Consider the following 24,959-nt stretch of genomic DNA (forward strand, 5'->3'; position numbering starts at 1 on the left):
GTTACATATTGTTCATTATTTATTTTTTTTGGAAAAATCCCTTAACATTGTTTAACTTAATGAAACATTAAAAACCAAACTATTTTGCATCCCACGCTCATTAGAAACAACGTAAAAATTCTTGGCGAAGGTCGCCAGGTGATCATATTTGCCCATGGTTTTGGTTGCGACCAAAGTTCATGGAAATTCGTAACCGATGCGTTTCTCAACGATTATAAAGTTGTATTATTCGATTATGTAGGCTCCGGCGATTCGGATATGAGCCAATACGACAAGCGAAAATATGCTACTTTAGAAGGCTATGCCTGCGACGTTATTGATATCATTGAAGCGCTCGAATTAAAAGATATTATCTTTATTGGCCACTCAGTAAGCAGCATGATTGGTATGATTGCGGCCTTACAGATGCCCGAAGCATTTAAAAAACTGGTATTTATTGGCCCTTCGCCCAGGTACCTGAATGACAGGGATTATATCGGTGGATTTAATGCTGAAGATATTGAGACTATTTTCGAGCACATTGCAACCGATTATGTAGGCTGGAGTAAAGCGCTGGCACCAATTGTTATGGATAAACCATCGCAACCTGAACTTGCCGATTTTTTACAGGAATGTTTCGAGTCTACCGAGCCCAGTGTGGCTTTAGCCTTTGCCATGGCTACTTTTAAAACCGACTGCCGGGATAATTTAAGAAAACTAAAAGTCCCAAGCCTTACTTTACAAAGTTCATACGATATTATGGCCCCACTCTCTGCTGGCGAATATATCCACAAAAACACACCTGATAATTTTTTGGTGGTAATGAAAGCTACCGGTCATTTTCCGCATATCAGCGAGCCAGAAGAAACGATTAGGGAAATAAAAGACTTTATTGGCGACAGAAGTTTCAGGTCGGCACCCGACCACCAATATGCTTAATAACCAAGGGGCCAAAGAAAAAGCATGTGATATTTCAGGAGTTTAGAAATGCCAGTGCTTCTTCTTTGGCCTTTGTGCAGATTGTGGCAACCAGTTGAACCTGCTGCAAGAGCTGTTCTTTACTTAAATCGTCAAACTCAATGGCATGAAGGTGTGTACTTACCTTTGAGCCCAGGCCCATTACATAAATAGTTGAAAGCATTTTATGGGCTACACTTTTAAGTTCATGGTAACGGCCGGCGGCCAGGCAAGAGTGTAATTTTTCCAGGTCGGTAGAGATAATTTCGATAAATTTAACAGTCATTTCCTGTTCATAGTCTGCATCACCCATGCTCACTTCTTTCAGGTAAGTTAAATCTATGGCTTCATATCCTGATTCATGTCCATTTGTTTGATGCTGCAATGTTTCATTGTGCAAAAACTGGGTTAATATCCCCACTACTTCAATTTTTGATATGGGTTTGGTAAAGTAGCCGCTTACACCTGCATCAAAACATTTGCTTTGCAACACTTCTGCATCGTACGGAATAATGGCTACAACCGGAATATCTGCGGGTAATTGAGGCAAGAGCGTAAACCCACTGTTTTCGAGTATATATACATCTACCAGTATCAACTTAAAAGAAGTGTCTGCCAGATCTTGTAAAGCCTCTGCTGCATTTGAACTTACTTTAAAACTAACATCGTATTCGTTCAGACAATTCAATAAGTGCTTCTGATCAGCTGATACATCCTGCAACACTAAAACATCAACCCAAGTATTCAGTCCCATATCTTTTTCTCTATTCATGGAGATGTTTTATAGTATCTGCATTCTTTTATTTAAAATGGTTTTGTAAGCATCAGATATGGGCACAAAACTTTTATGGATAATTAGAGTATTGCCCTCCACAGTGTCTATCCGGCTAATATTTACAATGAACGAACGGTGTACACGAATAAAAATTTTACCGGGCAACTTCTCTTCTATTGATTTTAGCGAAGAATGAATCGCAAATATTTTCTCGTTATGATAAATTTTTACGTAATCACCTTGCGCTTCCAGATAATTAATTTCATCGAGCTTTAAACGCCTGATCAGACCCACATCGCGAATAAAAACAAAATTATCATGCTTATTATCTAAAAACAGGTTACTAAGATGTTCAATACCTGATATCCCTGGCATTTCAATATCAAGCAATAATAAATCTATTTTATTAGCAGCGAGATTTCGGTAGGCTTCGGTTGCATCTTCACATACTCCAATCAACTTTAACGATTGCTCAATCTGTAAGAGGTGGCTCACTGTGCTCCTTGCAATTTCGTGGTCATCAGCGATTAAACAATTCATTATTATCAGATTAGTGTCACGAATAAAACTAAGCATAACCTATAGGAATATTTTTCTCAAATAAATAATGAACAAAATGAATAAAATATATATTTGTAAAAATCTGTCCCCCCGTTTCACTCCGTATACACGCCCGTTCGTCTAGGTTTTTTGCCTTTCTACCACCTGGATATAGCCGAATAAATCAATCAACTGTAGTTTTGTTTAACATTTAACCCAATCACTAAATCATTAATCATAAAAAAATAAAATGAACACCATTAAAACAATTGCACTTTCAACGCTAGCTCTCCTATCGGTTTATACTGCAAAAGCCCAGACATTTAAAGAGCCTGTTGGCTACAAGCTTAAGAACGGTATGAACATCATTATTTCTGAAAATGATAAATCGCCAAAGGCCTACTCTAGTTTTACTTTAGATGCAAAATCTTTTGAAGACAAAAAAGATGGTGTGGTTGAATTATTAAATGCAGTACTGAACGAAAGTGTTTCCAAAAACGCTAACATTAGCTTTAAAGATAATAGCGGTAAACTGGCTACTACAAACACTGATCTTGAACAAGACCTGGTTAAAATGGCCGCATTGATCCAAAATGCAACTTTAGATCAAAAAACTTTCGATACGGCTAAAGCCAAACTGATTATCAGCTTAAAATTACAAGATTACGATTACGACCAAACCGTAAACGAAAAATCTATCAATGCTTTAACATTGGCTGATGTACAAAGCTTTTACAACCAGATTTCTCCTGAAAAAACCTTTTTAACTATTGCTGGCGATGTACAGTTAAGTACAGCCAAAGCTTCGGCAAAAAATGCTTTTGGTAACTGGAACAAACCTGCGGCCAACGCATTAGCAAAATAAATCGTCTTAAACAATTAAAATACTGCCTTCTGGTTTAAGCCAGGAGGCTTTTTTATGGGCTAAACAGAAACATTTAAGGCTTACCGTTGTTTAGACTGAAAATTATCCAATGAAATTTAAACCTCTTGCTTTCATCATCAATATTGCCATTACACTTGGTATTGGGGCCCTAGGCGGCTGGGCAACAGCACAATCGGTTAAAACCTGGTACCCTACACTAAATAAACCTGCTTTTAATCCGCCTAACTTGCTTTTTGCCCCAGTGTGGACTACGCTTTACATCCTCATCGGCATTGCCGCTTACTTGGTATGGTTAAAACGCGATCAGATTGTACATTTCCCCCGAACGGTAGCCATTTACTTTATCCAGCTGATACTAAACCTGGCCTGGTCGTTCATTTTCTTTTACCTGCATGAAATTGGTTTTGCCCTAGCCGAAATATTTTTGCTGCTCATTGTTATTATAGTTAACGCAGTAACGTTTTACAGAATAGATAAGTGGGCAGGGCTGATTTTTATTCCTTACATCCTTTGGGTAAGTTTTGCATCATTTTTAACCTACAATATCCTCATATTGAATTAATTTAAAAGAAAACCCTATTTTTAGGTGTGGTAACTTTTAAAAGATTTTTGCTGATACTTTTCGTTCTGTGCTGTAACCAATTACGTGCGCAAAAGGTAGGTCTTGTTTTTAGTGGTGGTGGTGCCAAGGGCCTTGCCCATATTGGCACTTTAAAAGCACTCGAAGAAAACCATATTCCTATCGATTACATTACCGGTACTTCGATGGGCGGTATTGTGGGGGCCATGTATGCATCGGGCTATAGCCCGGCGCAAATAGAAGAAATTGCCCTCAGCAATGATTTTCAGAACTGGGTAAACGGCCGCTATACCAGCGATTATACCTTTTACTTTCAAAAAAGGGCGCCAAATGCATCCATGCTAACGGCTAAGGTAGCTATCGATACCGGCTTTCATTTTAGCTTCCGCTCCAATCTGATTAACGATATTCCGTTAAACTTTGCCTTTCTCGAACTGTTTTCGCAGGCTTCCGCAGTTTCTAAAGATAATTTTGATAATCTTTTTGTGCCTTACCGCTGTATGGTTGCCGATGTTCTTTCGCAAAAAAGCATTACTGTTAGCAAAGGAAGTTTGGCCGAAGCGGTAAGGGCAACCATGACTGTGCCCATTATTTATCGCCCGATTAAATTAGATGGAAAATATGTATTTGACGGTGGTTTATACAACAACTTCCCGGCCGATGTGATGGAAAGGGATTTTAAGCCCGATTTTGTAATCGGAGCCAATGTTTCGTCAAAAATCTATAACGAATATCCAAAAAACATCGACGACCGTTTAATGAACCGCTTTTTGGTGTATATGTTCCTGTCTAAATCAGATTCGACCATGATTGGCAAAAACGGCGTTTACATCCAGCCCAATTTAGCCGGTTATAGTGTAACCAATTTCGCGCCGGTGGCAGAGCTGATAAAAAAGGGATACGATGCCACCATGGCCGATATGCCTCGCATTAAGGCCTTAATTAGCCGCCGGGTAAACGACGAAGAACTGGCCAGGCGCCGGGAAAAATTTAATGTACGCAAACCCGATCTGAAATTCAGCAATATTGTTGTTTCCGGTGTAAATAACCAACAAAAAAAATACGTAGAACGGCTTTTCAAAAGCGACAAAGCTACCTTCGATTTAAAAGATATTAAACGTGGCTACTACAAACTGGTAGCCGATCAGACGTTTGAAACGGTATATCCTAAAATTTCCTATCAGCCAGCAACAGATAGCTATACTTTCGAGGTAGTGGCCCAGCCAAAAAAGAGCTTTAAGCTCGAATTAGGTGGCAATATCTCAACACGGCCCATTAGCAATGTTTTTCTGGGCGCCGAGTACAATTACCTCAACCGTAAATCGTACACTTTTGGCACCAGCTTCTACTCTGGCCGCTTTTATGAGTCTGTACAAGTTAACGGCCGGGTGGATTATCCAACAAAACTCCCCCTGTTCCTTGCTGCCGAGCTTACCTACAACCACTGGAATTATTACAATACCAGTCAGATTTTTATCGAGAACCCAAGCCCTATTTACATCGAACAGTCAGACCGCAAAATTGATTTAATGATGGGCATGCCACTCAATTACAACACCAAAATTGTATTGCATTCCACTTTTATCAACAATAACGACAGATACAGCCCTAACAATACTTTTGCAGTAGGCGATCTGTTAGATCAAACCACCTTCAACGGTTTCAGGGGATCGTTAAATTTCGAGAAAAACTCACTTAACCGGAAACAGTATGCCACCAACGGACAAAGCTTCTCACTAAGCTTTAATTACACTACCGGGCGCGAGAATTACAACCCTGGCAATATCCTCAGAAATACACCTGGTTTTGTTAAAATACCCGGGAGTAGTCAGTTACGCCATTGGGGGAGCATTAAACTTACGCAGGAGAATTATTTCCTCCATATAAAAAAATACACCCTTGGTTACATTGTTGAAGGGGTAATTTCCGATCAGCCTTTGTTCAGTAATTATTATTCTACATTGCTGGTGGCACCTGCATTTTATCCGCTTCAAGATAGCCGTTCTTTATTCCTGGATAAATTCAGGGCTAAAACATATGCGGCAGGTGGCATAAAAAATATCTACAATGTGAAAAAAAATCTTGATTTTAGATTAGAAGGTTATTTATTTTTACCTCATAAAGAATACGAACTGAACGGTTTTCAGGATGTAGATTATGCAAAAGCCATTACAAAAGTCCGTTATGCGGGTACTGCGGGCTTGGTATATCACTCTCCACTGGGGCCAGTAAGTTTAAGTTATAATTTATATAATGATGCAGTTAAAAGAAATGGTGTATTATTGCATATCGGTTATTTAATTTACAATAAACGTTCTATCGAATGAAACGAATCTTACTCTTGCTTTTACTCTGTTTGATGGGCTTTGTCGGCCAGGCACAAACTGCTGCCATCAATAATTTTCTGGTTAAAGAAAACCTGCTCAAAAACAATAAACTGGCCATTATAGCCGCTGATTCGCTAAATAACCCCAACGAAAACATTAACGGAGTCTATACCTTTAGTGTAAGTGGTTTTACACAGGTTTTAAAGTTTAACGATGGTATAGCCGTACTGCCCTTACCTATCGATAAATCTACCTTTGTTTACATTAAACATCAAAACGATTCTGGCACGCACAGTAAGCTTGTTTATGTATTTAAAAAGGATAGCGATTTAAGCCCCTATGCCATTAGCAGTTTGTGGCTTTTCATTATCCCCATTGCGTTGATTATTATTGCCTTTGCTTTCCGTAAACTCATCATTTTCGTAGTTATCGCCTTTTTAATATTTGTGTATTTTAACCATAGCAACGGCCTCAACCTTTCTACCTTTTTCGAAAGTATTTTTGATGGATTGAAGAACCTGATTTGATAGATTCGTACTGTCAGCTGTTACCAGCTGACAGTCACTTACAATCCCTTTAACGCTTACGCTTGTTTCTAACAAGGGTGTTAATAACCTGTCGTTTCTAATAATGCCACTTTTTTTACTAAAATTTTTAGTAAATTTACCGCTATGGAAAATCTTTTTTTAGTCTGTTTAGTCCCTCCGGTATCCATTGTTGAAGATGTTGAAGAGATCAGAAATTACATTTCTGATAAATTTAAAGTGTATGAATCCTTAAAACGGCCGGCACACATTACCTTATATCCCCCGGTAAAAATATCCTCGCGAGAGGCCGAAAAGAGGTTTTTTAATGCGCTCGAAACAGCTTCTTTTATTAGCCCCTTTAACCAGATATTAAAAAACTTCAACGCTTTCCCCGAACATACCTTTTACATCGATGTGGAACCAAATGAAGGCATTATGAACCTGGGGAAACAAATCAGAAAAGAATTAATCCCTTTAAAGCTCCTGGACAAAAAAGACAGTAATAAATTTAATCCACATTTAACCCTGGCTTTCAGAGATCTGAAACCGCCTGTTTTTAAAGAGATTTTAACCGATTTTAAAGACCGTAAATTTAAACGGGAATTTCAGGTTTCTTCTTTTGCTGTTTATAAATATATCGATAAAAGATGGCAGCCCTATAAAGAATTAGTCTTTAAAGCACTCACCGATAAACCTAAAACACCAAGTCTGTTCGATTAATTAGAACGGCATACCTATACCGAAGTTGTACTGTAAAAAGCGGTAAGTATCAGGGGCATGAGTTAAATTATAATTATTTTTAAAATCTCTGGCACCCGATAAAAATTTGCCAATCACCCATTGGTCCGATCCGATAAACTGCGGGTCTTTAAGCTTCAAACCAACATCAAACCTGAAAACGAAATACTGCACATCATAACGTAAACCTACACCCGTACCAATTGCAATTTGTTTAGCCAGTTTATTTAATCTAAAAATGGTCAGTTCATCCAATTCCGGAACTCCGGCGCTTATCGACTCGTTTTTGCGAATACTCCATACGTTACCCGCATCAAGAAATGCCGCTCCCTTCAAAGTAGCGCCAAAAAAGTTTCGGGCAACGGTAAAGCGATATTCAAAATTGGTTTCAATCCGCATTGTACCCAATTGATCGAGCCCAAAAAATGCTTTTCGCAATTCATTACTGGCAATCACCTCTCTGTTATAGTTACCTGGACCTAAAGTTCTGGCTTGCCAGGCCCTGATACCGTTCGATCCGCCGGCAAAAAATTGTTTTTCGAAAGGAATACCATTTAGTACTGAGTTACCATAGGCATAGGCTACACCGGTATTTAAACGCGCAATAAATTGCCTGTCTCCTCCCAGATGCTTATACCACCTGATATCTACCTCCGGCCGCATATACTGGTTAAATGGCAAACCTAAAATCTTCGCAGGATCGTCGTTAGCAGGATCGTGCTTAGCGCCTGTTAACCTGGATATTCCCTGCAATAAGTTACCCGCAATGTCCATTCCTGCTCTCAAATACACAAATGTGCGGTATTGATTTAGCTTATCGGCATTTAGCGTATAAGTATATTTCATACCTAAGGTTAAATCCTTCCGATTTAACAGCGTTGAATAGTAAATATTATTGATTACCGTAGCAGAATCTACATTTGGATCAAGGTTTCCGAAACGGTATTCAAAATTTAAAGGCGTAAACGAGTGCAGTTTAGATTTGGTTTCAAACCAATCGTAAGTAATCGAATTAATGAAAATCCTTCGTACCGAAACGTCTTTTTGCAAGGCATAAATGTAACTGGTAGCAAAAGTGGTATGCGGCATTCCGTTTCCACCCAAAACCGGATTATAAAATGGAATCATTAACCTTGGCACCGAAATACTGGCACTGATTGAGAAATCGCGTTGGTAAATATCGCTGAATACCTTTGCGCCGTTGCCAATACGAGATTGCAAACCACCTTTAACCTGGAGTTCGAACCGTTCGGCACCCCTAAAAATATTATTATTGGTATAGGTATTTCCAATGGTAAAGCCTACCGTTCCCCCATTAAAAGGCACCTCTCCTTCCACACGGTTGCTCATTACCTTTTGGGGAATAAGCTGAATTACCGTATTGATTTTATTGGAAGTACTATCTCTCCTGAAATAATCAATTTTAACGTTTTTAAATACATTCAACTCATACAGGCGGTCGTAGGTTAGGTTTTCGTTGCGTATGTCGTAAAGTTCTCCTTGTTTAAGAAAATCGTACCTCACAATTGGATTTCGTCTGTACCGCTTAGAAAAATCGGTAAAAATAATCCCGTTTAATGTATCCTTACTGAGCTTATACCTTACCGAGTCAGGAAATCCATCCGGGTTTGGTGCAATAATCATGTGGGTATAACCAATGTTAAATTGTTTGTGGGCACCGTTATCCGGATCACTTACATTTAAGTTTAAATCAATTTTATTGGTTTTAGAACTGGGTTCGGCACCAAAAACATCAAAAGTTACATATGGCCTTAAGAAATAGAAATAACCGTTTTCTTTCATAATCCGGTAAATCTGCTCTCTTTCGTAGGTCAGCGAATCTTCGTCGTACTGCATACCTTTGTGCAAATGGGTAATTTTTGCTTTATTCGATTCGTAAAGGTTTCGGATATTGACATTAGGTATTGAATCGCTTATGCTTTGGATAACATAGGCTGGTCCTGGTTTTGCACTAAATATAATTTCAGCTTTTTTATTGGCCACTTTAATTGCAGCATTAACTTCTGCCTGACGATAACCTTTGCTTTTTAAAAATTTTTGGATCTGTGTTCTCGAAATTTCCACCAAGGTACTGTCTAGTATTGCAGGCGGAGAACCAAAAGGTTTAATGTTATTGGTTTTATAGCGTCCATCTTTGGTATTGAACAAATTATACAAAGGCACATTGATACTTAGTTTAGAGGCTGGCCTGATATCTTTCTGAACGTAATTGTACGCCTGCTCTTCAAATTTAGCGTCTACGCTATCTATGGTTACCTTTTTAACAATCGATTGGTAATCCGGAATGTACCTGGTTGATGAACAGGCTTGAATTAAAAGAATAATAAATAGTAATATTGCAGTACTTTTCAGTTTAATATTCATTAAGTATTGGTATGCTTTCAAAATCACAGATTAGTTTTATAAAGTCGTTACATCAAAAAAAGTACCGTAAAGAACATGGGTTATTTATTGTTGAGGGCATAAAATCCATCCAGGAGTTTTTCCGGTCAAGCTACCACATTCATACTATATTTTATAACAGCGAACAATACAATTTGTTACCCAAATTACCCGCAAATATAAACTTATTTGAAGTAAACAACGCTGAATTAGACAAGATTAGTACGCTGCAAACCCCGCAAGGTTTTTTAGCGCTGGTTCATATCCCCAAAAATAAGATCTTAAACAGCGATGATTTAAAAAAGCAGTTTACTTTGGTTTTAGATGGCGTTCAGGATCCAGGTAACATGGGTACCATTATCCGCACGGCCGATTGGTTTGGTTTCAACAACATCATATGTTCAAAAGACTGTGTAGAAGTTTTCAATCCGAAAACGGTGCAGGCTACCATGGGATCGCTGGCCAGGGTAAATATTTACGAAGAAGACCTGCCTTTATTACTAAGCAATAATACCTTACCTGTTTTTGGAGCCTTATTAGATGGTGAATCTATTTACCACACCCAGTGGGGCAACGAAGGATTGATAGTTTTGGGCAATGAAGGCAAAGGAATATCACCCGAAGTAATTAAAAAAATAAACAAACCCGTTACCATTCCGCGTGTTGGCGAAGCCGAATCGTTAAATGTGGCGGTAAGTGCGGCAATCTTTTGCGCTGAATTAGTGCGAGTTCGGAATTAAATTAGATAATTATTGATATAATATTTGCGGGCTAACTAATAATTGCTATTTTTGCAGCCTTGAATTTAAGGTCGAGTGGCCGAGTGGCTAGGCAGAGGTCTGCAAAACCTTCTACAGCGGTTCGAATCCGCTCTCGACCTCCATTTGTACAAATAAAATAATAAAAGGTTATTACCATGGCAGTTACCAGATTAAAAAGAAAAGACAGAAGAAATAAAAATACAGCTCACCAAGAGGTAGCATTTTTAAAAAGAGCAACTAACATCGAGTTAGGAAGCCGTTCTGCACAACCTAAAAACGATCAATTAGCTAAAAACAATGCTGTTTTAGCTGCTTTGGCAAAATAGTTTTTAGAGACTCTAAAAAATTTAAAGCATTCCTCTGATCAAGGGATGCTTTTTTTGTGCCTTATATTTTTTGAAATCACATTGAAAGTTTATCATGTTAACTCAGCTTGTACTGAGCTTGACCAAGTATCGAAACACATCGCAAAGTACTAGATAAGCCTTTCTACAAGCTATCAGTGACAGCGTAACAAAGGAGATTCCATCAAGCCCCCTAATTCCCTCCCCCTAACCTCCTCATTCATCATTAAAAATCTTAACTTTATAAGGTCACCATTTTTACTGAACATGAACATCGAAGAAATATTAAAACAGCTCGAATCCCTTGCCGACGAGAAAGTACGCAAACAGCACATTAAAAATGGCGCACGAGAGAATCTTTATGGTGTAAAAATGGGAGATATCAGAACCCTGGCTAAAAAAATTAAAACCAATCATGCCTTAGCGCTCGAACTTTGGAAAACCGAAAACATTGATGCACGGATGCTGGCCATTTTAATTCTTAAACCAAAGGAGCTATCTACCGTAGAAATAGAGAAAATGGTTGCATCAGAACAATTTGCCTGGGCCGCTGACTGGTTTTATAATTACGTAGTTAAAGAATATCCTGATAAAGAGCAATTCCGCGAAAAATGGATGAACTCAGGCGATAAGATGCTGGCCCGTGCTGGCTGGAGTTTAACCAGTGGCCGTATTACCAGAACACCTGAAGGGATTGACATTCCTGCTATTCTTAACCGCATTGAAAGCGAAATGGCCAATGAAGCACCAGAAGTGCAATGGACCATGAATACCGTTTTAGCCCAAATTGGGATCAACCATCCAGCGTACAGAAACCTGGCATTAGCAATAGGTGAAAAGCTGGGTATTTACCGAGATTATCCCGTTTCTAAAGGCTGCACCTCTCCCTTTGCCCCAATCTGGATCAACGCAATGGTTAGCAGACAAGGCTAGAAAAACACTGCCCAGGAGCTAAAATTTACCAATCCCACAAAGAAAATGAGTAAAGAACAAACTAAAGACCTGCTAATATTTTTAAAACCATTCGGTGAAGATATTACCACACTGGTAATGTGGTTACGCAATTTTGTTTGGGAACTGTACCCGCAAACCAATGAGCTGATTTACGATAATTATAATGCAGTAGCCTTTGGTTGGTCGCCAACAGATAAGGTTGGGCATACCTTCTGCTCAATTGCAGTTGGACGGACGAGTAAAAATATTCACTTCGGTTTTTATTGGGGCAGTGAACTTACTGATACCAACAACATTCTTTTAGGAAAAGGAAATCAATACCGATATATTTTGGTAGCAGATAAAAATAGTTTCCCTCTCGCCTACATCCAAAACCTGATGAAAGAAGCATACCTAAATGCTGAAGCAAAAGTTAAGGATAAAAAACAGATTCAACATGGGCTAACCATCGTAAAATCAATTTCAGACAAAAAGCGTGAGAAAAATATTAAAACACCAAAACAGAATTGAGCATGCAAATAAGCTATAAGGATGCTAACAAAAAAAGCTAAACGTTATTTTACAGATATTTTTGCAACGAAATTTAACTTATTGCTTTAACATTCACCAGTGCTTTACAAATGCTTTTAATCAGTCCCGGTCCTTCGTAAATGAAGCCCGTATACAATTGTACCAAAGAAGCACCTGCATCTAATTTCTCTTGCGCATCTTCTGCTGAGTGAATTCCCCCTACACCAATAATGGGAAAAGCTTTATTCGATTTTTCCGAAAGATAACGAATTACCTCTGTTGAGCGTTCTTTTACAGGCTTACCACTTAGACCGCCTGTTTCTTCTGCCAAAACTTTCTCTGTAGCCAGGTTTTCGCGACTAATGGTAGTATTGGTAGCAATAATACCTGCAATTTTGGTTTCAGCAACAATCTCAATAATATCATCAAGCTGCGCATCGGTTAAATCGGGAGCAATTTTCAGCAGTATCGGACGCGAGATATTATTTTTTAGATTTCGTTGCTGTAAGGTATTTAGGATATTTTTTAAAGGCTCTTTCTCCTGCAATTCGCGTAGGCCAGGCGTATTGGGCGAACTTACATTTACCACAAAATAATCTACCACATCAAAAAGCCTGTCGAAACATTTAATGTAATCGTTAACCGCATCTTCGTTAGGTGTGGCTTTATTTTTACCAATGTTTCCTCCTACAACAATATCAGGGTGTTTATCTTTTAGCAAGCGCAAACGCTCAGCCATCACATCTACCCCTTTATTATTGAAACCCATGCGATTAATCAAAGCCTCATCGTTTGGCAGGCGGAACATACGCGGTTTATCGTTACCTGGTTGCGGCATTGGAGTAACCGTTCCTACTTCGATAAATCCGAAGCCCAAATTGCTCAGTGCTTCTACATACTCGCCGTTTTTATCAAAACCGGCAGCCAAGCCAACAGGATTTCTGAATTTTATACCAAAAACTTCTTTTTCGAGGCCTTTTATATGAACATCGAAGCTGCTACGGATAATGGTTTTACCCAAAGGAAACTTATCGTTAAACCATTTTAACCGCTTTACTACAAAATAATGTACATTTTCGGGGTCAAACTTGAAGAATATTGGTTTAATAAGGCGATACATGCCACGAAGATAAGTAAAATATGGAAAATGTAAAAAATATGGAGGATGGAAGAAGAAATGTTCTCCACCCCCATCTTACATCCTCCATCCCTTAATATGCTGCTGTAAACTGCTCCTGGTGATGTGCGTTATTTTCAAGCTCATCAACAATTACAATAGCCAGATCTTCTACAGAAAGGATAGAACGGCCAGCTTCGTTAAACACCGGACTGGTTTTACCCAAACGGTACTTACCTGTACGACCTGTGGTAATGCCATGGTGCATTTCGATAGCCGGACTAAAAAATAACCAGTCTAGCTCAGTTTCTTGTTTCAGTGTATTGAAATAATCACGCACTGCCGATGCGCCTGGTTTAAACTCAGCCGGGAAATTCGGACCATCTACCAACTGGTGACCATCGATTTGCAGGGTACCTGCTCCACCAATAAAGATATAACGTTTAACACCCGATGCTTTAACCGCAGCCTGAATCGCTTCGGCACCTGTAACGGTATCATTGTACAGGTTAGGGTTTGACCAACCGGCATTAAATGCACTTACGACCGCATCTGCACCGCTTAAAGCCCCAGCTAATTTTTCGATATCCAGTACATCTACAGCTACTTTGGTTACTTTTTCATCCGAACTTTCGATCTTGTCCGTATCGCGGGCAATGGCTGTTACATCATTTCCACGGTTTACCAATTCGTTTAAAATGGCTTTGCCTACAAATCCTGAGGCTCCTATTAATGCTACTTTCATATTATTTTAATTAAATTACACAGATTAGGGGATTACATCGATTTTGATAACCCCAACATCTGCTTATTGTTTATTATTTTGTTTATTAGTTAATGGTTCATAGTCCATAGCCCGATCCAACTGGAAACTGAGAACTGTAAACTGAAAATTGGTTCATAGTCCAAAGCCTGATCCAACTACAAACTGACGATCAAACTTAAAATTGTAACATTTTTTATTACAGTTATAATCAAATTTTTTTAATCAAATCCCATACTAAAATCTTTTAAGGTTTTTAACGAAAGATCTTTAATTAAAGCGTTTTCGGCATCGCTATATAACTGTGTTAACTGTTTGGTAATTTGCTTTCCTACAGGGCAATCGGGATTGGGTTCGTTTTTGCTTTCGCCAAGTAAACCTTTTTGTTTCACGGCTTTATACACTTCACCCAAATTAATATCAGCAGGTTTTTTAGCCAGGGTAGAGCCGCCGCCCTTCCCTTCTTTACTTTGCACAAAGCCATGTTTATGCAGGTTGGCCAGCTCTTTACGTACCAAAACAGGGTTACAATTAATGCTTCCGGCAATGTATTCAGAATTCAATAGCTGCCCGTTCACCTTATCGAGGAGAGTTAAAATGTGAAGCGATATGGAAAAATGACTGCTATTCATACTGTAACTTTTATTATTACAGAACAAAGGTATTAAAAAAACAATAAAACAAAAAATGTTAAATCTTTATTCCTAATTCATCTAAAACGTATCTTTGCAACCGAAACTCCCTTTATATTAATATCTTGAAAAAGTTCTTAAAAATTTCGGCCATAACGCTTGCGGCATTATTGGCGCTTTTATTTATTATCCCTTATTTAATCCCACAAACCATTAATAAAGAGATTACCCAAATCATTAATAAAAACATAAAAGGTGAAGTAAAGTTTCAAAGTACCAATATTTCTTTTTTCAACCACTTCCCTTCGTTAACCTTAAACTTAAATGAATTTTTACTGAAAGGATCGGCTCCGTTCCAACAGGATACGCTCATTTACACCAAAAAACTGGCACTGGGCATTAACCTGCTTTCAATATTCTCCAAACAGGTTAAAATCGATGAGTTTTACCTCGATGATGCACGCATAAACATCCTTACCGATGAAAAAGGTCATGCCAATTACAACGTTTACGAAAGCAAAAAAGAAAACGATACACCGAAAGAAGAAAGCTCAACAGCCATAAAAATTGAGGGTATTTTTATCAATAACAGTAATCTTACCTATAGCGATAAGTCAATCCCGATGATTATCCGCACACAAGGGCTCAACTATAGCGGAAAAGGCGATTTAAGCAATGCCATTTTTGATTTAAAGAGTAATCTTTCGATCAACCAAATGGACGTTTACTACGCCAATACCCCTTACCTGATAAAGAAAAAAATAAACGCCAAGCTAATTACCAAGGTAAATACCAACTCCTTGAATTTGATTTTTGACGAAAACAACCTGATGATTAACTCGCTGCCCATCCGTTTTGTTGGTCATTTTTCGTTTTTAAAGGATGGCTATGATATCGATTTCAGAACTAACGCAAAAGAAACTGATCTGCAAAATATTTTCACAGCCTTACCTGCTGAAATTGCAGACAGACTGGAAAAAACCAAGATTAAGGGTTATGCAGAAATTAATGCCTCATTGATTGGAAAATACCTGGCGGCAACGCATACCATGCCCACACTTGCTTTTAACATGAAGGTGCGCGAGGGTAACATCTCAAATCCCAATGCTCCTGAGCCCATCAGCAACATTTTTTTAAACCTCAAAACCAAACTCCCCAGCCTTAATCCAGATAGTTTGTTAATTGATATGGACAGCCTTTATTTTAACGTAGGCAAAGACTATGTAGCTTCGGTTACTAAAATTAAAGGTTTATCGGCACCAGAAATTTATACCGACACCCGTTCCAATATCGATTTAGCCAAATGGGCCAAAGTAGTAAACATGGACGATCTGCAGCTTAAAGGCCGCTTGAACATCAACCTCAAAGCCGATGGAAAATATACTAAAAAGGTACAGCGTTCGGGCATCAGGCAGGTTGATACTGTTATTGCTACAGTACCCAAATTTTCGTTGAAAGCCAGTTTGGTGGGTGGCTATTTCAAATACCCTGCCCTACCTGCAGCTATTGATAAAATCAACTTCAATATTAACGGTTCTAATACCGATGGCGATTACAAAACCACAAAACTGGCGATCGAAAACATCGATATCCAGGCGCTGAACAATTACATCAGAGGTTTTGCTAAACTGCAAACCGCAGCTGATATGCCAATAGATATCCAGCTGAAATCGTTGATCAACTTTGCCGATATCAAAAAAATTTATCCGGTTAAAGATTACGAGTTAGGGGGAATTATGAATATCGACCTGCAAAGCAAAGGCCGGTACAGTAAAGTAAAAAAACTTTTCCCGGTTACTACTGCCCGTATCAAGCTTAGCAATGGCTGGGTTAGGCCTTTAAATTTAGCGCTACATTTAAATCAAATCGAAATCGATGCCGACCTGATTAACACAGACGGAACTTTAAAAAACACCAAACTGAACATTAAACCCATTGCTTTTCAAATGGCGGGGCAACCGTTTATGCTGAAAGCTGATGTGCATAATTTCGAAAATATCTCCTACAACGTTTCATCAAAAGGCACAGTTGATATCGGTAAAATGTATAAACTTTTTGCCATTAAGGGTTATCAGGTTAATGGACTTATCTTCACCGATGTTTCCTTTAAGGGTTTACAAAGCGATGCTATGGCGGGACGATACAACAAATTACATAATAGCGGCAGTTTGGGCATTAAAGACTTAAATCTGCAATCTGATTTATTCCCCAAAAGCTTTTTGATCAAAAACGGTGTATTCTCTTTCCGTCAGGATAAGATGAATTTTGATGAATTTAATGCCACTTATGGCCAGTCTGATTTTAAACTGAATGGCAGCCTGAACAATGTAATCAACTATGTTTTAAATGATAAAGCTAAACTGGAAGGGAATTTTAAGCTGACCAGTAAACAAATTTTAGCTGATGAATTTATGGTTTACTCAGCCGGTACGGCCAACAATCCAACAACCTCAAATGGGGTAATCCTGATTCCCGATAACCTGAATGTTACTTTTTCGGCCAATGCCAACGAGGTAAAATACAACGGCCTTAATATCAAAAACGCAAAGGGAACCATGCGCATTAACAACGGTGCACTAACCTTACAGCAAACCGGTTTTAACATTGCCGGCGCACAGGTAGGAATGGATGCTTCCTACAAAAGCACAAGTCCGAAGAGTGGTTTATTTGATTTTCACCTAACTGCTAAAGAATTTGACATTGCCAGAGCTTACAAAGAAATTAAGCTGTTCAGGGAAATGGCCAGCTCTGCATCGAAAATTAAAGGTATTGTAGGTTTAGATTATCAGCTTTCGGGCAAGTTAAACGACCAGATGTTCCCTGTATTCCTATCCCTGAAAGGTGGTGGTGTTTTAAGCCTAAAAAAGGTAAGCTTAATGGGTTTTAAAATGATGAACGCAGTGAGTAAGGCTACCAAAAGAGACAGCTTAACTAACCCCGATTTATCCGATGTACAGGTAAAATCGACCATCAAAAACAACATCATTACCATCGAACAAACTAAAATGAAGGTTGCCGGTTTTAGGCCGCGCTTTGAAGGTCAGGTAAGTTTTGATGGCCGTTTAAATTTAAGCGGACGTTTAGGCCTTCCCCCTTTTGGTTTATTTGGCATCCCGCTAAGCATTACCGGTACGCAGGAAAAACCTGTTGTTAAACTGAAAAGAAATAAAGAAGGGAAACTGGAAGAAAGCCCTGAAGGGAAATAAATTGATCATTGCTGTTGACTAAAGCCAACAGCAATGATCATTAATCCAACAAGTGGTTAATCTGTGCATACTGTAAAAGCATAATCGTTTTACCGTCTTTTATTTCGCCGGTGCTAATCATATTCAGGGCTTCATTAAAGCTTGTTTCTAAAACCTCAATGTTTTCTTGCTCGTCGTGATGGCCTCCGCCGGCGCTAACTTTCATATCTTTGGTGTATTCGGCCACAAAGAAATACAGGATTTCGGTTACCGAACCCGGCGACATATAAGCTTCGAATACCTTTTTAACCTCTCTTATCTGGTAACCTGTTTCTTCTTCTGTTTCGCGCTTTATTGCCGTCTCCGGATTGTCTTTATCCAATAAACCAGCGCAGGTTTCAATCAGCATACCATCATCATTGCCGTTAATATAAGTTGGCAAACGAAATTGTCTGGTTAAGATAACCGTTTGCCGTTCCTTGTTATAAAGCAAAATTGTTGCTCCGTTTCCCCTGTCGTAAGCTTCACGGTTCTGAATCTCGCTGCTACCGTCTTTTTTACGGTACTCGAAAGTTATTTTGTTTAACGTATACCAATTATCCGAAAGGATTTCTTTACTGATTATCTTAATGTTTTCGTTGCTCATATTGTAGTGGTGTAGCCCAAAAATACATTTTACCAGCTATGCCGGTTAAACACCACGGTAATAAATATATCATATTCGTTGTTGGTTGCTTTAACAAGCTCAGTCCTATCTCTTTTGAAGAGCAGAGACACCAGCCTTTTTTAACTTCAGCCCCCCTATCACTTCAATTCCGTCCATTACACAGTCCCTCGCGCTTCGGGCTTTCCGTTCTATCGGGTCTATTTACACCATACCCAGCTAAAATGAACGCATGGGCAAGCCATTTTAAAAAGTCCAATCATTTCTATTTGAGTACCAGGGTTAAAAAAGCCTTTTAAAATTTGTACTTTTGCAGCCGAAATGATTTCAATAAATAATTTAACATTCCTGATAGGATCGAGAGCCTTATACGATGATGCCAACTGGCACATTAAACCGGGCGACAGAGCGGGCTTGATTGGCGCTAACGGAACAGGAAAATCGACACTTTTAAAATTAATTGTAGGTGAGTATGCCCCAAGTTCGGGTACTATTTCGATGTCGAAAGACCTGAAAATAGGTTACCTGAACCAGGATTTACTTTCTTACGATTCGCACCATAGCATTTTGCACGTGGCCATGGAAGCTTTTGAGCGCCAGAACCAGCTGCACGATGAAATTGAAGAATTGCTTAAAAAAATCGAAACCGATTACAGTGAAGAGGTTTTATATAAACTGAGTGATAAACAACAGGAATTTGAGGCTTTAGATGGTTACAATATCGAATACAGGGCCAACGAAATCCTGGCCGGTTTAGGTTTTAGCACAGCCGATCAGCTCCGTCCGTTAAATACCTTCTCAGGAGGTTGGCGGATGCGGGTAATGCTGGCCAAAATCCTTTTACAAGATCCGGATATCTTATTACTCGATGAGCCAACCAACCACATGGATTTACCCTCTATCAAGTGGTTAGAGAACTATTTAATGGGTTTTGAAGGTGCAATCGTTATTGTATCGCACGACAGGTATTTCTTAGATAAGATTGTAAACCGTACGGTTGAATCGCGTAAAGGAAAATTAACCGTTTATGCAGGTAACTACAGCTTTTATGTAGAAGAAAAAGCACTGCGCGGTGAGATACAGAAAGGTGAATTTAAAAACCAGCAGGCTAAAATTAAACAGGAAGAGCGTTTAATTGAGCGTTTTAAAGCCAAAGCATCTAAAGCGAAGATGGCACAATCGCGCATGAAAGCTTTAGATAGAATGGAACGTGTGGAGGATGTGGACGACGAAAACCCAACCGTTAATTTCGCCTTTAAATTTACGAAACCATCGGGCAGGCATGTAGTGCGCATAGAGCATGCTACCAAGCACTATCCAAATGTACATATCCTGGAAGATGCAGAAGCTGTGATTGAAAAAGGCGATAAAATTGCTTTGATTGGTGCAAACGGTAAAGGTAAATCGACCTTACTGCGGATGATTGCCGGAACGGAAAAATTTGAGGGTTTCTGCGAAACCGGTCATAATGTTTCTACCACTTTCTTTGCCCAGCACCAATTAGAATCGTTGCACTTAGGCAATTCGATTTTAGAAGAGCTACAGGCTTTTGCACCTAAACACAGTGATACAGAATTGCGTAGTATTTTAGGCTGCTTCTTGTTTACCGGCGATGATGTTTTCAAGAAAATCAAAGTATTATCGGGAGGTGAAAAATCTCGTGTGGCCCTGGCTAAATCGCTAACTACCGATTCAAATTTCCTGATTCTGGATGAGCCTACCAACCACCTGGATATCCAGTCGGTAAATATTCTTATTCAGGCATTAGATCAGTTTGAAGGTACTTTTATTGCAGTATCTCACGACAGGTATTTCCTGGATAACGTAGCCAACAAAATCTGGTTTATCGAGAACGAGAAAATTAAACAATACCCGGGTACCTACGAGGAATACGAAGAGTGGAACAGCAAACGCGTAATTCCGGCATCGAAACCTATTCCAGTTAAAATGCCTGATAAACCAAAGGAAGCACCAAAACCAGCGAGTCCTAATACAGCTAATCAGTTAAAAAAGCTGAACGATGAGCTGAAAAAAATCGAAGCACTGATTGCTGAACTGGAAACAACTGTTTTAAGCATCGAAACTGAACTGGCTGACGAAAATGTTTACAGCAACGCCGATAAGCTGGCCGAAGCGAATAAACGTTACCTGGCCGCTAAACAGGATTTAGATAACAGTCAAACCAAATGGGAAACCCTGGCTACCGAAATTATGGAGCTGGAAGGGTAACTATAATTTATAATGAAGCCGCAGATAAAACCTGTGGCTTTTTTTTGCTGTGTTGTCAGGTGTTTCCACCTGACTCTAACAAAATCAAGCAATGGAGGCACTGATTTACACGGAATGTTTTTATGCGATTTTTCATAGTGGACGTCCTGAATTTATTTCAGGGTCTCTTTCCTACTAAAGAGATGCTGAAACAAATCCAATAGCTATCGGATCAGCATGACGGTAAGTGAGCTATGGCTTCCGGGCATCCGTGGCTGAACTAAGCACAAAACAAAATTTCTTTTTATCTCTGCCGAATACTATGTAGCTTTATCCATGCAAAAACTAATCGCTGTACTACTTTTCTTTATTCCGACACTCACCCTTGCCCAAAACGATAAAACGTTTACCAGCGAAAACAAAATTTACCTTCCCAACATTAAAACTGTGCTGTGTTACAACAGCAATAAAGAGCAGAGCTTGCCTGTTATTATGCTCAACTCGTCAGAAACCATTACTTTTTCTTTTGATGATTTACTGGCGGGCACTAAAAATTACTGGTACACCATCGAGCATTGTACTGCCGAGTGGAAGCCTTCACAAATCTCAACTATAGACTATCTGGGCAGCTTTAACGACGACCGCATTATCAATTACCGCTACTCTTCTAACACTGCCCGAAAATATACCCATTACGAAATTAGCCTGCCCAACACACAAATACAACCTAAAATTGGTGGTAATTACGTGTTAAAGGTTTATTTGGATGGCGACAAAAACAAGCCGGTAATTTCTCAGCGATTCTATGTGTTAGATAGTCAGCTTGCCATAGCAGCTGAAATAACCAACTCCTTACAGGTAGAATTTCGCAACAACAAGCAAAAAATCAACTTCACGGTTAATCATGCCTTCCCAATCCCAAACCCCTACCAGGATTTAAAAGCGGTGGTGATGCAGAACTTTAATGCCAATACCATTCAGCTTAATTCGAGGCCATCTTTTGTACGCCCAAATCAATTGGTGTATAACGATTTAAATACCAACGATTTTTGGGGCGATAACGAATTCCGGAAGTTCGATACGCGTAGTTTAAGGTACAAAGCCGATAATGTGAAAGATATTTACCGCGATAAAGAATCGGTAAACGTAATGCTTTTTCAGGATGCGCCCCGCAGCGTTGGTGCCTTTGGCAACCAGTTCGATGAAAATGGCAACTTCTTTATCCGCAATACCGATGGCCGTGATGATAAAACAGAAGCCGAATACATGGGTGTGCTTTTTACCTTAAACGCTGCCGCGCCAAGCTCTAACGGCGATGCTTACGTAGTAGGCCGTTTCAATAATTACACCATGAGCAACGAAAACAAACTGTTGTACGATGCCAGTCGCAAACAGTTTTATGGGAATATTATGCTTAAACAAGGCTTATACGATTATGAATTTGCCTGGTTTAACAAAGATACCCAGCAAATGGAAACCAGGGCATTTGAAGGTGCTTTCTTTCAAACAGAAAACAGTTACCAGATTTTCGTGTATTACCGCCGTCCGGGTGCCCGCTGGGATACCCTGGTAGGTTTTACCAACCTCAGCAATAAGGTTAGCGACAGAAGATAAATTAAACCCTTCATAAACACATTAATTGTCAACTTGACTTTTAATATTACAATACTTACCTTTATTGTTACATTAATTTTCTTTGTTTTATCTGCTGTTCTTTACTTTAGCGAAACCGGAGTAACCAGATAAACACCTAGATAATAAGTGTTTCTAACCAAAAATTATGTTTAAAAAATTAATTGCCGTAGCATTATTAGCCCATCCCTGTGCACATATTTTTGCACAAAGCACAAACAGCCCGTACACCCAATCTATCAATGGGACTAAATTAAAATTTGATATGCAGGCCATTCCTGCAGGCAAATTCAAAATGGGAAGTAAAACGGGTAAACCCGACGAACAACCTGTACACGAAGTAAAACTCGATGCTTTCTGGATCGGGAAACACGAAGTAACCTGGGATATTTTCGAACCTTTCTTATACCGCGATTACGAAAAGAAAGCCAGCGAAGGTGCCATTCCTGCTGATGTTGATGCCGTAACACGTCCAACCAAACCTTATCTGGATATGACTTTCGGTATGGGCAAGGAACACCAGCCAGCCGTAGCCATGACCCAATATAACGCCATTCAGTTTTGTAAATGGTTATACGTACGTACCGGCGTTTTTTACCGCTTACCTACCGAGGCTGAGTGGGAATATGCCTGTAAAGCCGGTGCCGAAACCACTTACGGCTTTGGCAATGATGCCAGCAAACTGGGCGATTATGCCTGGTATAAAGATAACAGCGATAATAAAACCCACCAGGTCGGGCTTAAAAAGCCAAATGCCTGGGGCTTATTCGATATGCATGGTAATGTTAGCGAATGGACTTACGACCAATACATAGCCGATTTTTATGCTAAAAGCGCAGGCAAAACAGCCGAAAACCCTGTAGCAACACCCGAAAAACTTTACCCCAATGCCGTTCGTGGTGGCTCTTACGATGAAACACCCGATAACCTAACTTCAACCGCAAGGCTGGCTTCAAATCCAACCTGGAAACAATTAGATCCGCAAATCCCGAAAAGTAACTGGTGGTTCCCTGAAGCACCGTTTGTGGGTATGCGTTTAGTTAGGCCGGCAAAAACTCCTTCAAAAGCAGAAATAGACGCCTATTACAACAAGTTACCTATCAAAGACTATTAATAAAAATCACCCTAACCACAATAAAGAACTAAACACATGAAAAAACCAATTAATCAACAAGATCGTCGCGATTTTTTAAAGGCAACAGCCATGCTTGCCGGTGGAGCCATGTTGAGCAGCATCCCATTGGCCGGAGCTTACGCTTCGGGATCGGACACCATTAAAATAGCCTTAATTGGCTGTGGCGACCGCGGCACAGGAGCAGCATTTCAGGCTTTAAGCACTAAATTTAACATTAAACTGGTAGCCATGGCCGATGCTTTTCAGGATCGGTTGGATAGCAGCTACCAATCTTTAAGCTCGAAATTCGGCGCAAAGGTAGAAGTACCAAAAGAACGTCAGTTTGTAGGTTTTGATGCTTATTTAAAGGCTATTCCATTGGCCGATGTAGTATTATTAACTACGCCTCCGGGTTTCCGTCCTATCCATTTCGAAGAAGCGGTAAAACAAAACAAACAGATTTTTATGGAGAAACCGGTTGCTGTTGATGCACCTGGAATCAGAAAAGTACTTGCAGCTGCCGAAGAAGCCAAAAAGAAGAAACTAAACGTGGTGGTGGGCTTACAACGCCGTTACCAAACCAATTACCGCGAATCGATTAAACGCATTAACGATGGCGCCATAGGCGATATTATGGCAGGCCAGGTGTACTGGAACAGCGGTGGCGTTTGGGTACGTCCGCGTACAGCCAACCAAACTGAAATGGAATACCAAATGAGAAACTGGTATTACTTTAACTGGTTATGCGGCGACCATATTGTAGAACAGCACGTGCACAACATCGATATTGCCAACTGGGTAAAAAATGCACACCCAATTTCGGTACAGGGTACCGGAAGCCGTGCTTGGCGTACCGGTAAAGATTATGGCGAAATTTACGATAACCACTCTATAGAGTTAACCTATGCTGATGGCGCAATTATCCATAGCCAGTGCAGGCACTTTGAGGGGATCAGCAACCGCGTTGATGAATCATTCCAGGGCACTAAAGGTAAAATATATCTATCGGGCAGCAACCAGGCCATTATGAAAGATTACAGTGGCAAGGAGCTGTACAACCACAATACCAAAGGAAATGCCAACCCTTATCAAACCGAGCACGATGAACTTTTCGAAGCGGTTTCTAAAGGCGAATACAAATTCAGCAATGTAGATTATGCTGCAACCAGTACATTTTCATCAATTATTGGCCGTTATGCAACTTATTCTGGCCAAACCATTAAATGGGATGAAGCATTGGCATCGAACATCAGTTTAATGCCCGAGCGTTTTGCCTGGGATGCCAACCCTAAATTAATGCCTGATGAGAAAGGCTTGTATCCGATAGCTATGCCCGGACAGGCCAAAGTAATTTAACCAATAG

At 39.6% G+C, this 24,959-nt stretch carries 21 protein-coding genes, 1 tRNA gene and 1 pseudogene; 16 read left to right on the plus strand and 7 right to left on the minus strand.

The window, feature by feature from the left end; all coding sequences use genetic code 11:
• Positions 1-84 precede the first annotated feature (84 nt).
• Complete coding sequence (locus tag DBR40_RS12790) at positions 85-918, plus strand: alpha/beta fold hydrolase (protein WP_124560145.1); 834 nt, start codon at positions 85-87, stop codon at positions 916-918.
• 34 nt (positions 919-952) lie between these two features.
• On the opposite strand, the gene DBR40_RS12795 is transcribed toward DBR40_RS12790, so the two are convergent.
• Together DBR40_RS12795 and DBR40_RS12800 are read right to left on the minus strand one after the other, a co-directional pair.
• The gene (locus DBR40_RS12795; protein ID WP_124560146.1) at positions 953-1,708 is read right to left on the minus strand and encodes a response regulator; all 756 of its coding nucleotides are present in this window, start codon (positions 1,706-1,708) and stop codon (positions 953-955) included.
• Positions 1,709-1,717: 9 nt separating this feature from the next.
• Positions 1,718-2,251, minus strand: coding sequence for a LytR/AlgR family response regulator transcription factor (locus tag DBR40_RS12800; protein ID WP_124560147.1), 534 nt, complete (start codon positions 2,249-2,251; stop codon positions 1,718-1,720).
• Positions 2,252-2,501: 250 nt separating this feature from the next.
• Here DBR40_RS12800 and DBR40_RS12805 point away from each other — a divergent pair, with 250 nt between their 5' ends.
• The 5 genes from DBR40_RS12805 to DBR40_RS12825 all read left to right on the plus strand — a co-directional run bounded on the left by DBR40_RS12805 (position 2,502) and on the right by DBR40_RS12825 (position 7,291).
• Positions 2,502-3,116 carry an insulinase family protein gene (locus DBR40_RS12805; protein WP_124560148.1) on the plus strand — a complete coding sequence of 205 codons (615 nt, stop codon included), beginning with the start codon at positions 2,502-2,504 and terminating at the stop codon, positions 3,114-3,116.
• A gap of 109 nt (positions 3,117-3,225) precedes the next feature.
• The gene (locus DBR40_RS12810) at positions 3,226-3,699 is read left to right on the plus strand and encodes a TspO/MBR family protein (RefSeq protein WP_124560149.1); all 474 of its coding nucleotides are present in this window, start codon (positions 3,226-3,228) and stop codon (positions 3,697-3,699) included.
• Between the two features lie 47 nt (positions 3,700-3,746).
• Positions 3,747-6,044, plus strand: a complete 2,298-nt coding sequence (locus DBR40_RS12815) for a patatin-like phospholipase family protein (protein ID WP_233603879.1) — start codon at positions 3,747-3,749, stop codon at positions 6,042-6,044.
• Positions 6,041-6,571: a hypothetical protein gene (locus DBR40_RS12820; RefSeq protein ID WP_124560150.1), complete on the plus strand. Its 531-nt coding sequence runs from the start codon at positions 6,041-6,043 to the stop codon at positions 6,569-6,571. The genes DBR40_RS12815 and DBR40_RS12820 overlap by 4 nt, the downstream gene beginning before the upstream one ends.
• A 144-nt stretch (positions 6,572-6,715) precedes the next feature.
• Positions 6,716-7,291, plus strand: coding sequence for a 2'-5' RNA ligase family protein (locus DBR40_RS12825; protein ID WP_124560151.1), 576 nt, complete (start codon positions 6,716-6,718; stop codon positions 7,289-7,291).
• Here DBR40_RS12825 and DBR40_RS12830 read toward each other — a convergent pair whose 3' ends face one another.
• Complete coding sequence (locus tag DBR40_RS12830) at positions 7,292-9,694, minus strand: BamA/TamA family outer membrane protein (protein WP_233603880.1); 2,403 nt, start codon at positions 9,692-9,694, stop codon at positions 7,292-7,294.
• 11 nt (positions 9,695-9,705) lie between these two features.
• Between DBR40_RS12830 and DBR40_RS12835 the strand changes: the two genes are divergently transcribed.
• The 5 genes from DBR40_RS12835 (at position 9,706) to DBR40_RS12855 (ending at position 12,281) form a co-directional block, all read left to right on the plus strand.
• Positions 9,706-10,452, plus strand: a complete 747-nt coding sequence (locus DBR40_RS12835; protein ID WP_124560153.1) for a TrmH family RNA methyltransferase — start codon at positions 9,706-9,708, stop codon at positions 10,450-10,452.
• A 69-nt stretch (positions 10,453-10,521) separates the two neighbouring features.
• Positions 10,522-10,595: transfer RNA gene (locus DBR40_RS12840), tRNA-Cys, on the plus strand.
• Between the two features lie 33 nt (positions 10,596-10,628).
• The gene (locus DBR40_RS12845; protein WP_029275070.1) at positions 10,629-10,799 is read left to right on the plus strand and encodes a hypothetical protein; all 171 of its coding nucleotides are present in this window, start codon (positions 10,629-10,631) and stop codon (positions 10,797-10,799) included.
• A gap of 285 nt (positions 10,800-11,084) precedes the next feature.
• Positions 11,085-11,750: a DNA alkylation repair protein gene (locus DBR40_RS12850; RefSeq protein WP_124560154.1), complete on the plus strand. Its 666-nt coding sequence runs from the start codon at positions 11,085-11,087 to the stop codon at positions 11,748-11,750.
• Between the two features lie 45 nt (positions 11,751-11,795).
• Positions 11,796-12,281, plus strand: coding sequence for a hypothetical protein (locus DBR40_RS12855; protein ID WP_124560155.1), 486 nt, complete (start codon positions 11,796-11,798; stop codon positions 12,279-12,281).
• A 73-nt stretch (positions 12,282-12,354) separates the two neighbouring features.
• On the opposite strand, the gene DBR40_RS12860 is transcribed toward DBR40_RS12855, so the two are convergent.
• The 3 genes from DBR40_RS12860 to DBR40_RS12870 all read right to left on the minus strand — a co-directional run bounded on the left by DBR40_RS12860 (position 12,355) and on the right by DBR40_RS12870 (position 14,793).
• Positions 12,355-13,401 carry a quinone-dependent dihydroorotate dehydrogenase gene (locus DBR40_RS12860; protein ID WP_124560156.1) on the minus strand — a complete coding sequence of 349 codons (1,047 nt, stop codon included), beginning with the start codon at positions 13,399-13,401 and terminating at the stop codon, positions 12,355-12,357.
• A gap of 91 nt (positions 13,402-13,492) precedes the next feature.
• Positions 13,493-14,143 (minus strand): NAD(P)-dependent oxidoreductase, encoded by a 651-nt coding sequence (locus DBR40_RS12865; RefSeq protein WP_124560157.1) that lies wholly within the window; start codon positions 14,141-14,143, stop codon positions 13,493-13,495.
• A 239-nt stretch (positions 14,144-14,382) separates the two neighbouring features.
• Positions 14,383-14,793: an Rrf2 family transcriptional regulator gene (locus tag DBR40_RS12870; RefSeq protein ID WP_124560158.1), complete on the minus strand. Its 411-nt coding sequence runs from the start codon at positions 14,791-14,793 to the stop codon at positions 14,383-14,385.
• A 125-nt stretch (positions 14,794-14,918) separates the two neighbouring features.
• Here DBR40_RS12870 and DBR40_RS12875 point away from each other — a divergent pair.
• A pseudogene (locus tag DBR40_RS12875) lies at positions 14,919-17,870 on the plus strand (AsmA family protein); the annotation flags it as partial.
• A 169-nt stretch (positions 17,871-18,039) separates the two neighbouring features.
• On the opposite strand, the gene nudK reads toward DBR40_RS12875, so the two are convergent.
• Positions 18,040-18,624: a GDP-mannose pyrophosphatase NudK gene (gene nudK / locus DBR40_RS12880; protein ID WP_124560160.1), complete on the minus strand. Its 585-nt coding sequence runs from the start codon at positions 18,622-18,624 to the stop codon at positions 18,040-18,042.
• Between the two features lie 339 nt (positions 18,625-18,963).
• Here nudK and DBR40_RS12885 point away from each other — a divergent pair, with 339 nt between their 5' ends.
• The 4 genes from DBR40_RS12885 (at position 18,964) to DBR40_RS12900 (ending at position 24,952) form a co-directional block, all read left to right on the plus strand.
• Entirely contained in the window at positions 18,964-20,871 is a 1,908-nt protein-coding gene (locus DBR40_RS12885) for an ABC-F family ATP-binding cassette domain-containing protein (RefSeq protein ID WP_124560161.1), read from the plus strand.
• 315 nt (positions 20,872-21,186) lie between these two features.
• Complete coding sequence (locus tag DBR40_RS12890) at positions 21,187-22,464, plus strand: DUF5103 domain-containing protein (RefSeq protein ID WP_124560162.1); 1,278 nt, start codon at positions 21,187-21,189, stop codon at positions 22,462-22,464.
• Positions 22,465-22,630: 166 nt separating this feature from the next.
• Positions 22,631-23,596, plus strand: coding sequence for a formylglycine-generating enzyme family protein (locus DBR40_RS12895; RefSeq protein WP_124560163.1), 966 nt, complete (start codon positions 22,631-22,633; stop codon positions 23,594-23,596).
• Between the two features lie 36 nt (positions 23,597-23,632).
• The gene (locus DBR40_RS12900) at positions 23,633-24,952 is read left to right on the plus strand and encodes a Gfo/Idh/MocA family oxidoreductase (protein WP_124560164.1); all 1,320 of its coding nucleotides are present in this window, start codon (positions 23,633-23,635) and stop codon (positions 24,950-24,952) included.
• Positions 24,953-24,959 lie beyond the last annotated feature (7 nt).

Source organism: Pedobacter sp. KBW01, from assembly GCF_003852395.1.
Classification (GTDB): Bacteria; Bacteroidota; Bacteroidia; order Sphingobacteriales; family Sphingobacteriaceae; genus Pedobacter.

Bases quoted from the DNA above. Each gene is read 5' to 3' on its own strand.
- DBR40_RS12850 (WP_124560154.1), top strand. From the start codon at position 11,085: ATGAACATCGAAGAAATATTAAAACAGCTCGAATCCCTTGCCGACGAG.
- DBR40_RS12900 (WP_124560164.1), top strand. From the start codon at position 23,633: ATGAAAAAACCAATTAATCAACAAGATCGTCGCGATTTTTTAAAGGCA.
- DBR40_RS12865 (WP_124560157.1), bottom strand. From the start codon at position 14,143: ATGAAAGTAGCATTAATAGGAGCCTCAGGATTTGTAGGCAAAGCCATT.
- DBR40_RS12860 (WP_124560156.1), bottom strand. From the start codon at position 13,401: ATGTATCGCCTTATTAAACCAATATTCTTCAAGTTTGACCCCGAAAAT.
- DBR40_RS12890 (WP_124560162.1), top strand. From the start codon at position 21,187: ATGCAAAAACTAATCGCTGTACTACTTTTCTTTATTCCGACACTCACC.
- DBR40_RS12810 (WP_124560149.1), top strand. From the start codon at position 3,226: ATGAAATTTAAACCTCTTGCTTTCATCATCAATATTGCCATTACACTT.
- DBR40_RS12835 (WP_124560153.1), top strand. From the start codon at position 9,706: ATGCTTTCAAAATCACAGATTAGTTTTATAAAGTCGTTACATCAAAAA.
- DBR40_RS12795 (WP_124560146.1), bottom strand. From the start codon at position 1,708: ATGAATAGAGAAAAAGATATGGGACTGAATACTTGGGTTGATGTTTTA.
- nudK (WP_124560160.1), bottom strand. From the start codon at position 18,624: ATGAGCAACGAAAACATTAAGATAATCAGTAAAGAAATCCTTTCGGAT.
- DBR40_RS12820 (WP_124560150.1), top strand. From the start codon at position 6,041: ATGAAACGAATCTTACTCTTGCTTTTACTCTGTTTGATGGGCTTTGTC.
- DBR40_RS12830 (WP_233603880.1), bottom strand. From the start codon at position 9,694: ATGAATATTAAACTGAAAAGTACTGCAATATTACTATTTATTATTCTT.
- DBR40_RS12895 (WP_124560163.1), top strand. From the start codon at position 22,631: ATGTTTAAAAAATTAATTGCCGTAGCATTATTAGCCCATCCCTGTGCA.
- DBR40_RS12885 (WP_124560161.1), top strand. From the start codon at position 18,964: ATGATTTCAATAAATAATTTAACATTCCTGATAGGATCGAGAGCCTTA.
- DBR40_RS12805 (WP_124560148.1), top strand. From the start codon at position 2,502: ATGAACACCATTAAAACAATTGCACTTTCAACGCTAGCTCTCCTATCG.
- DBR40_RS12870 (WP_124560158.1), bottom strand. From the start codon at position 14,793: ATGAATAGCAGTCATTTTTCCATATCGCTTCACATTTTAACTCTCCTC.
- DBR40_RS12845 (WP_029275070.1), top strand. From the start codon at position 10,629: ATGGCAGTTACCAGATTAAAAAGAAAAGACAGAAGAAATAAAAATACA.
- DBR40_RS12800 (WP_124560147.1), bottom strand. From the start codon at position 2,251: ATGAATTGTTTAATCGCTGATGACCACGAAATTGCAAGGAGCACAGTG.
- DBR40_RS12825 (WP_124560151.1), top strand. From the start codon at position 6,716: ATGGAAAATCTTTTTTTAGTCTGTTTAGTCCCTCCGGTATCCATTGTT.
- DBR40_RS12855 (WP_124560155.1), top strand. From the start codon at position 11,796: ATGAGTAAAGAACAAACTAAAGACCTGCTAATATTTTTAAAACCATTC.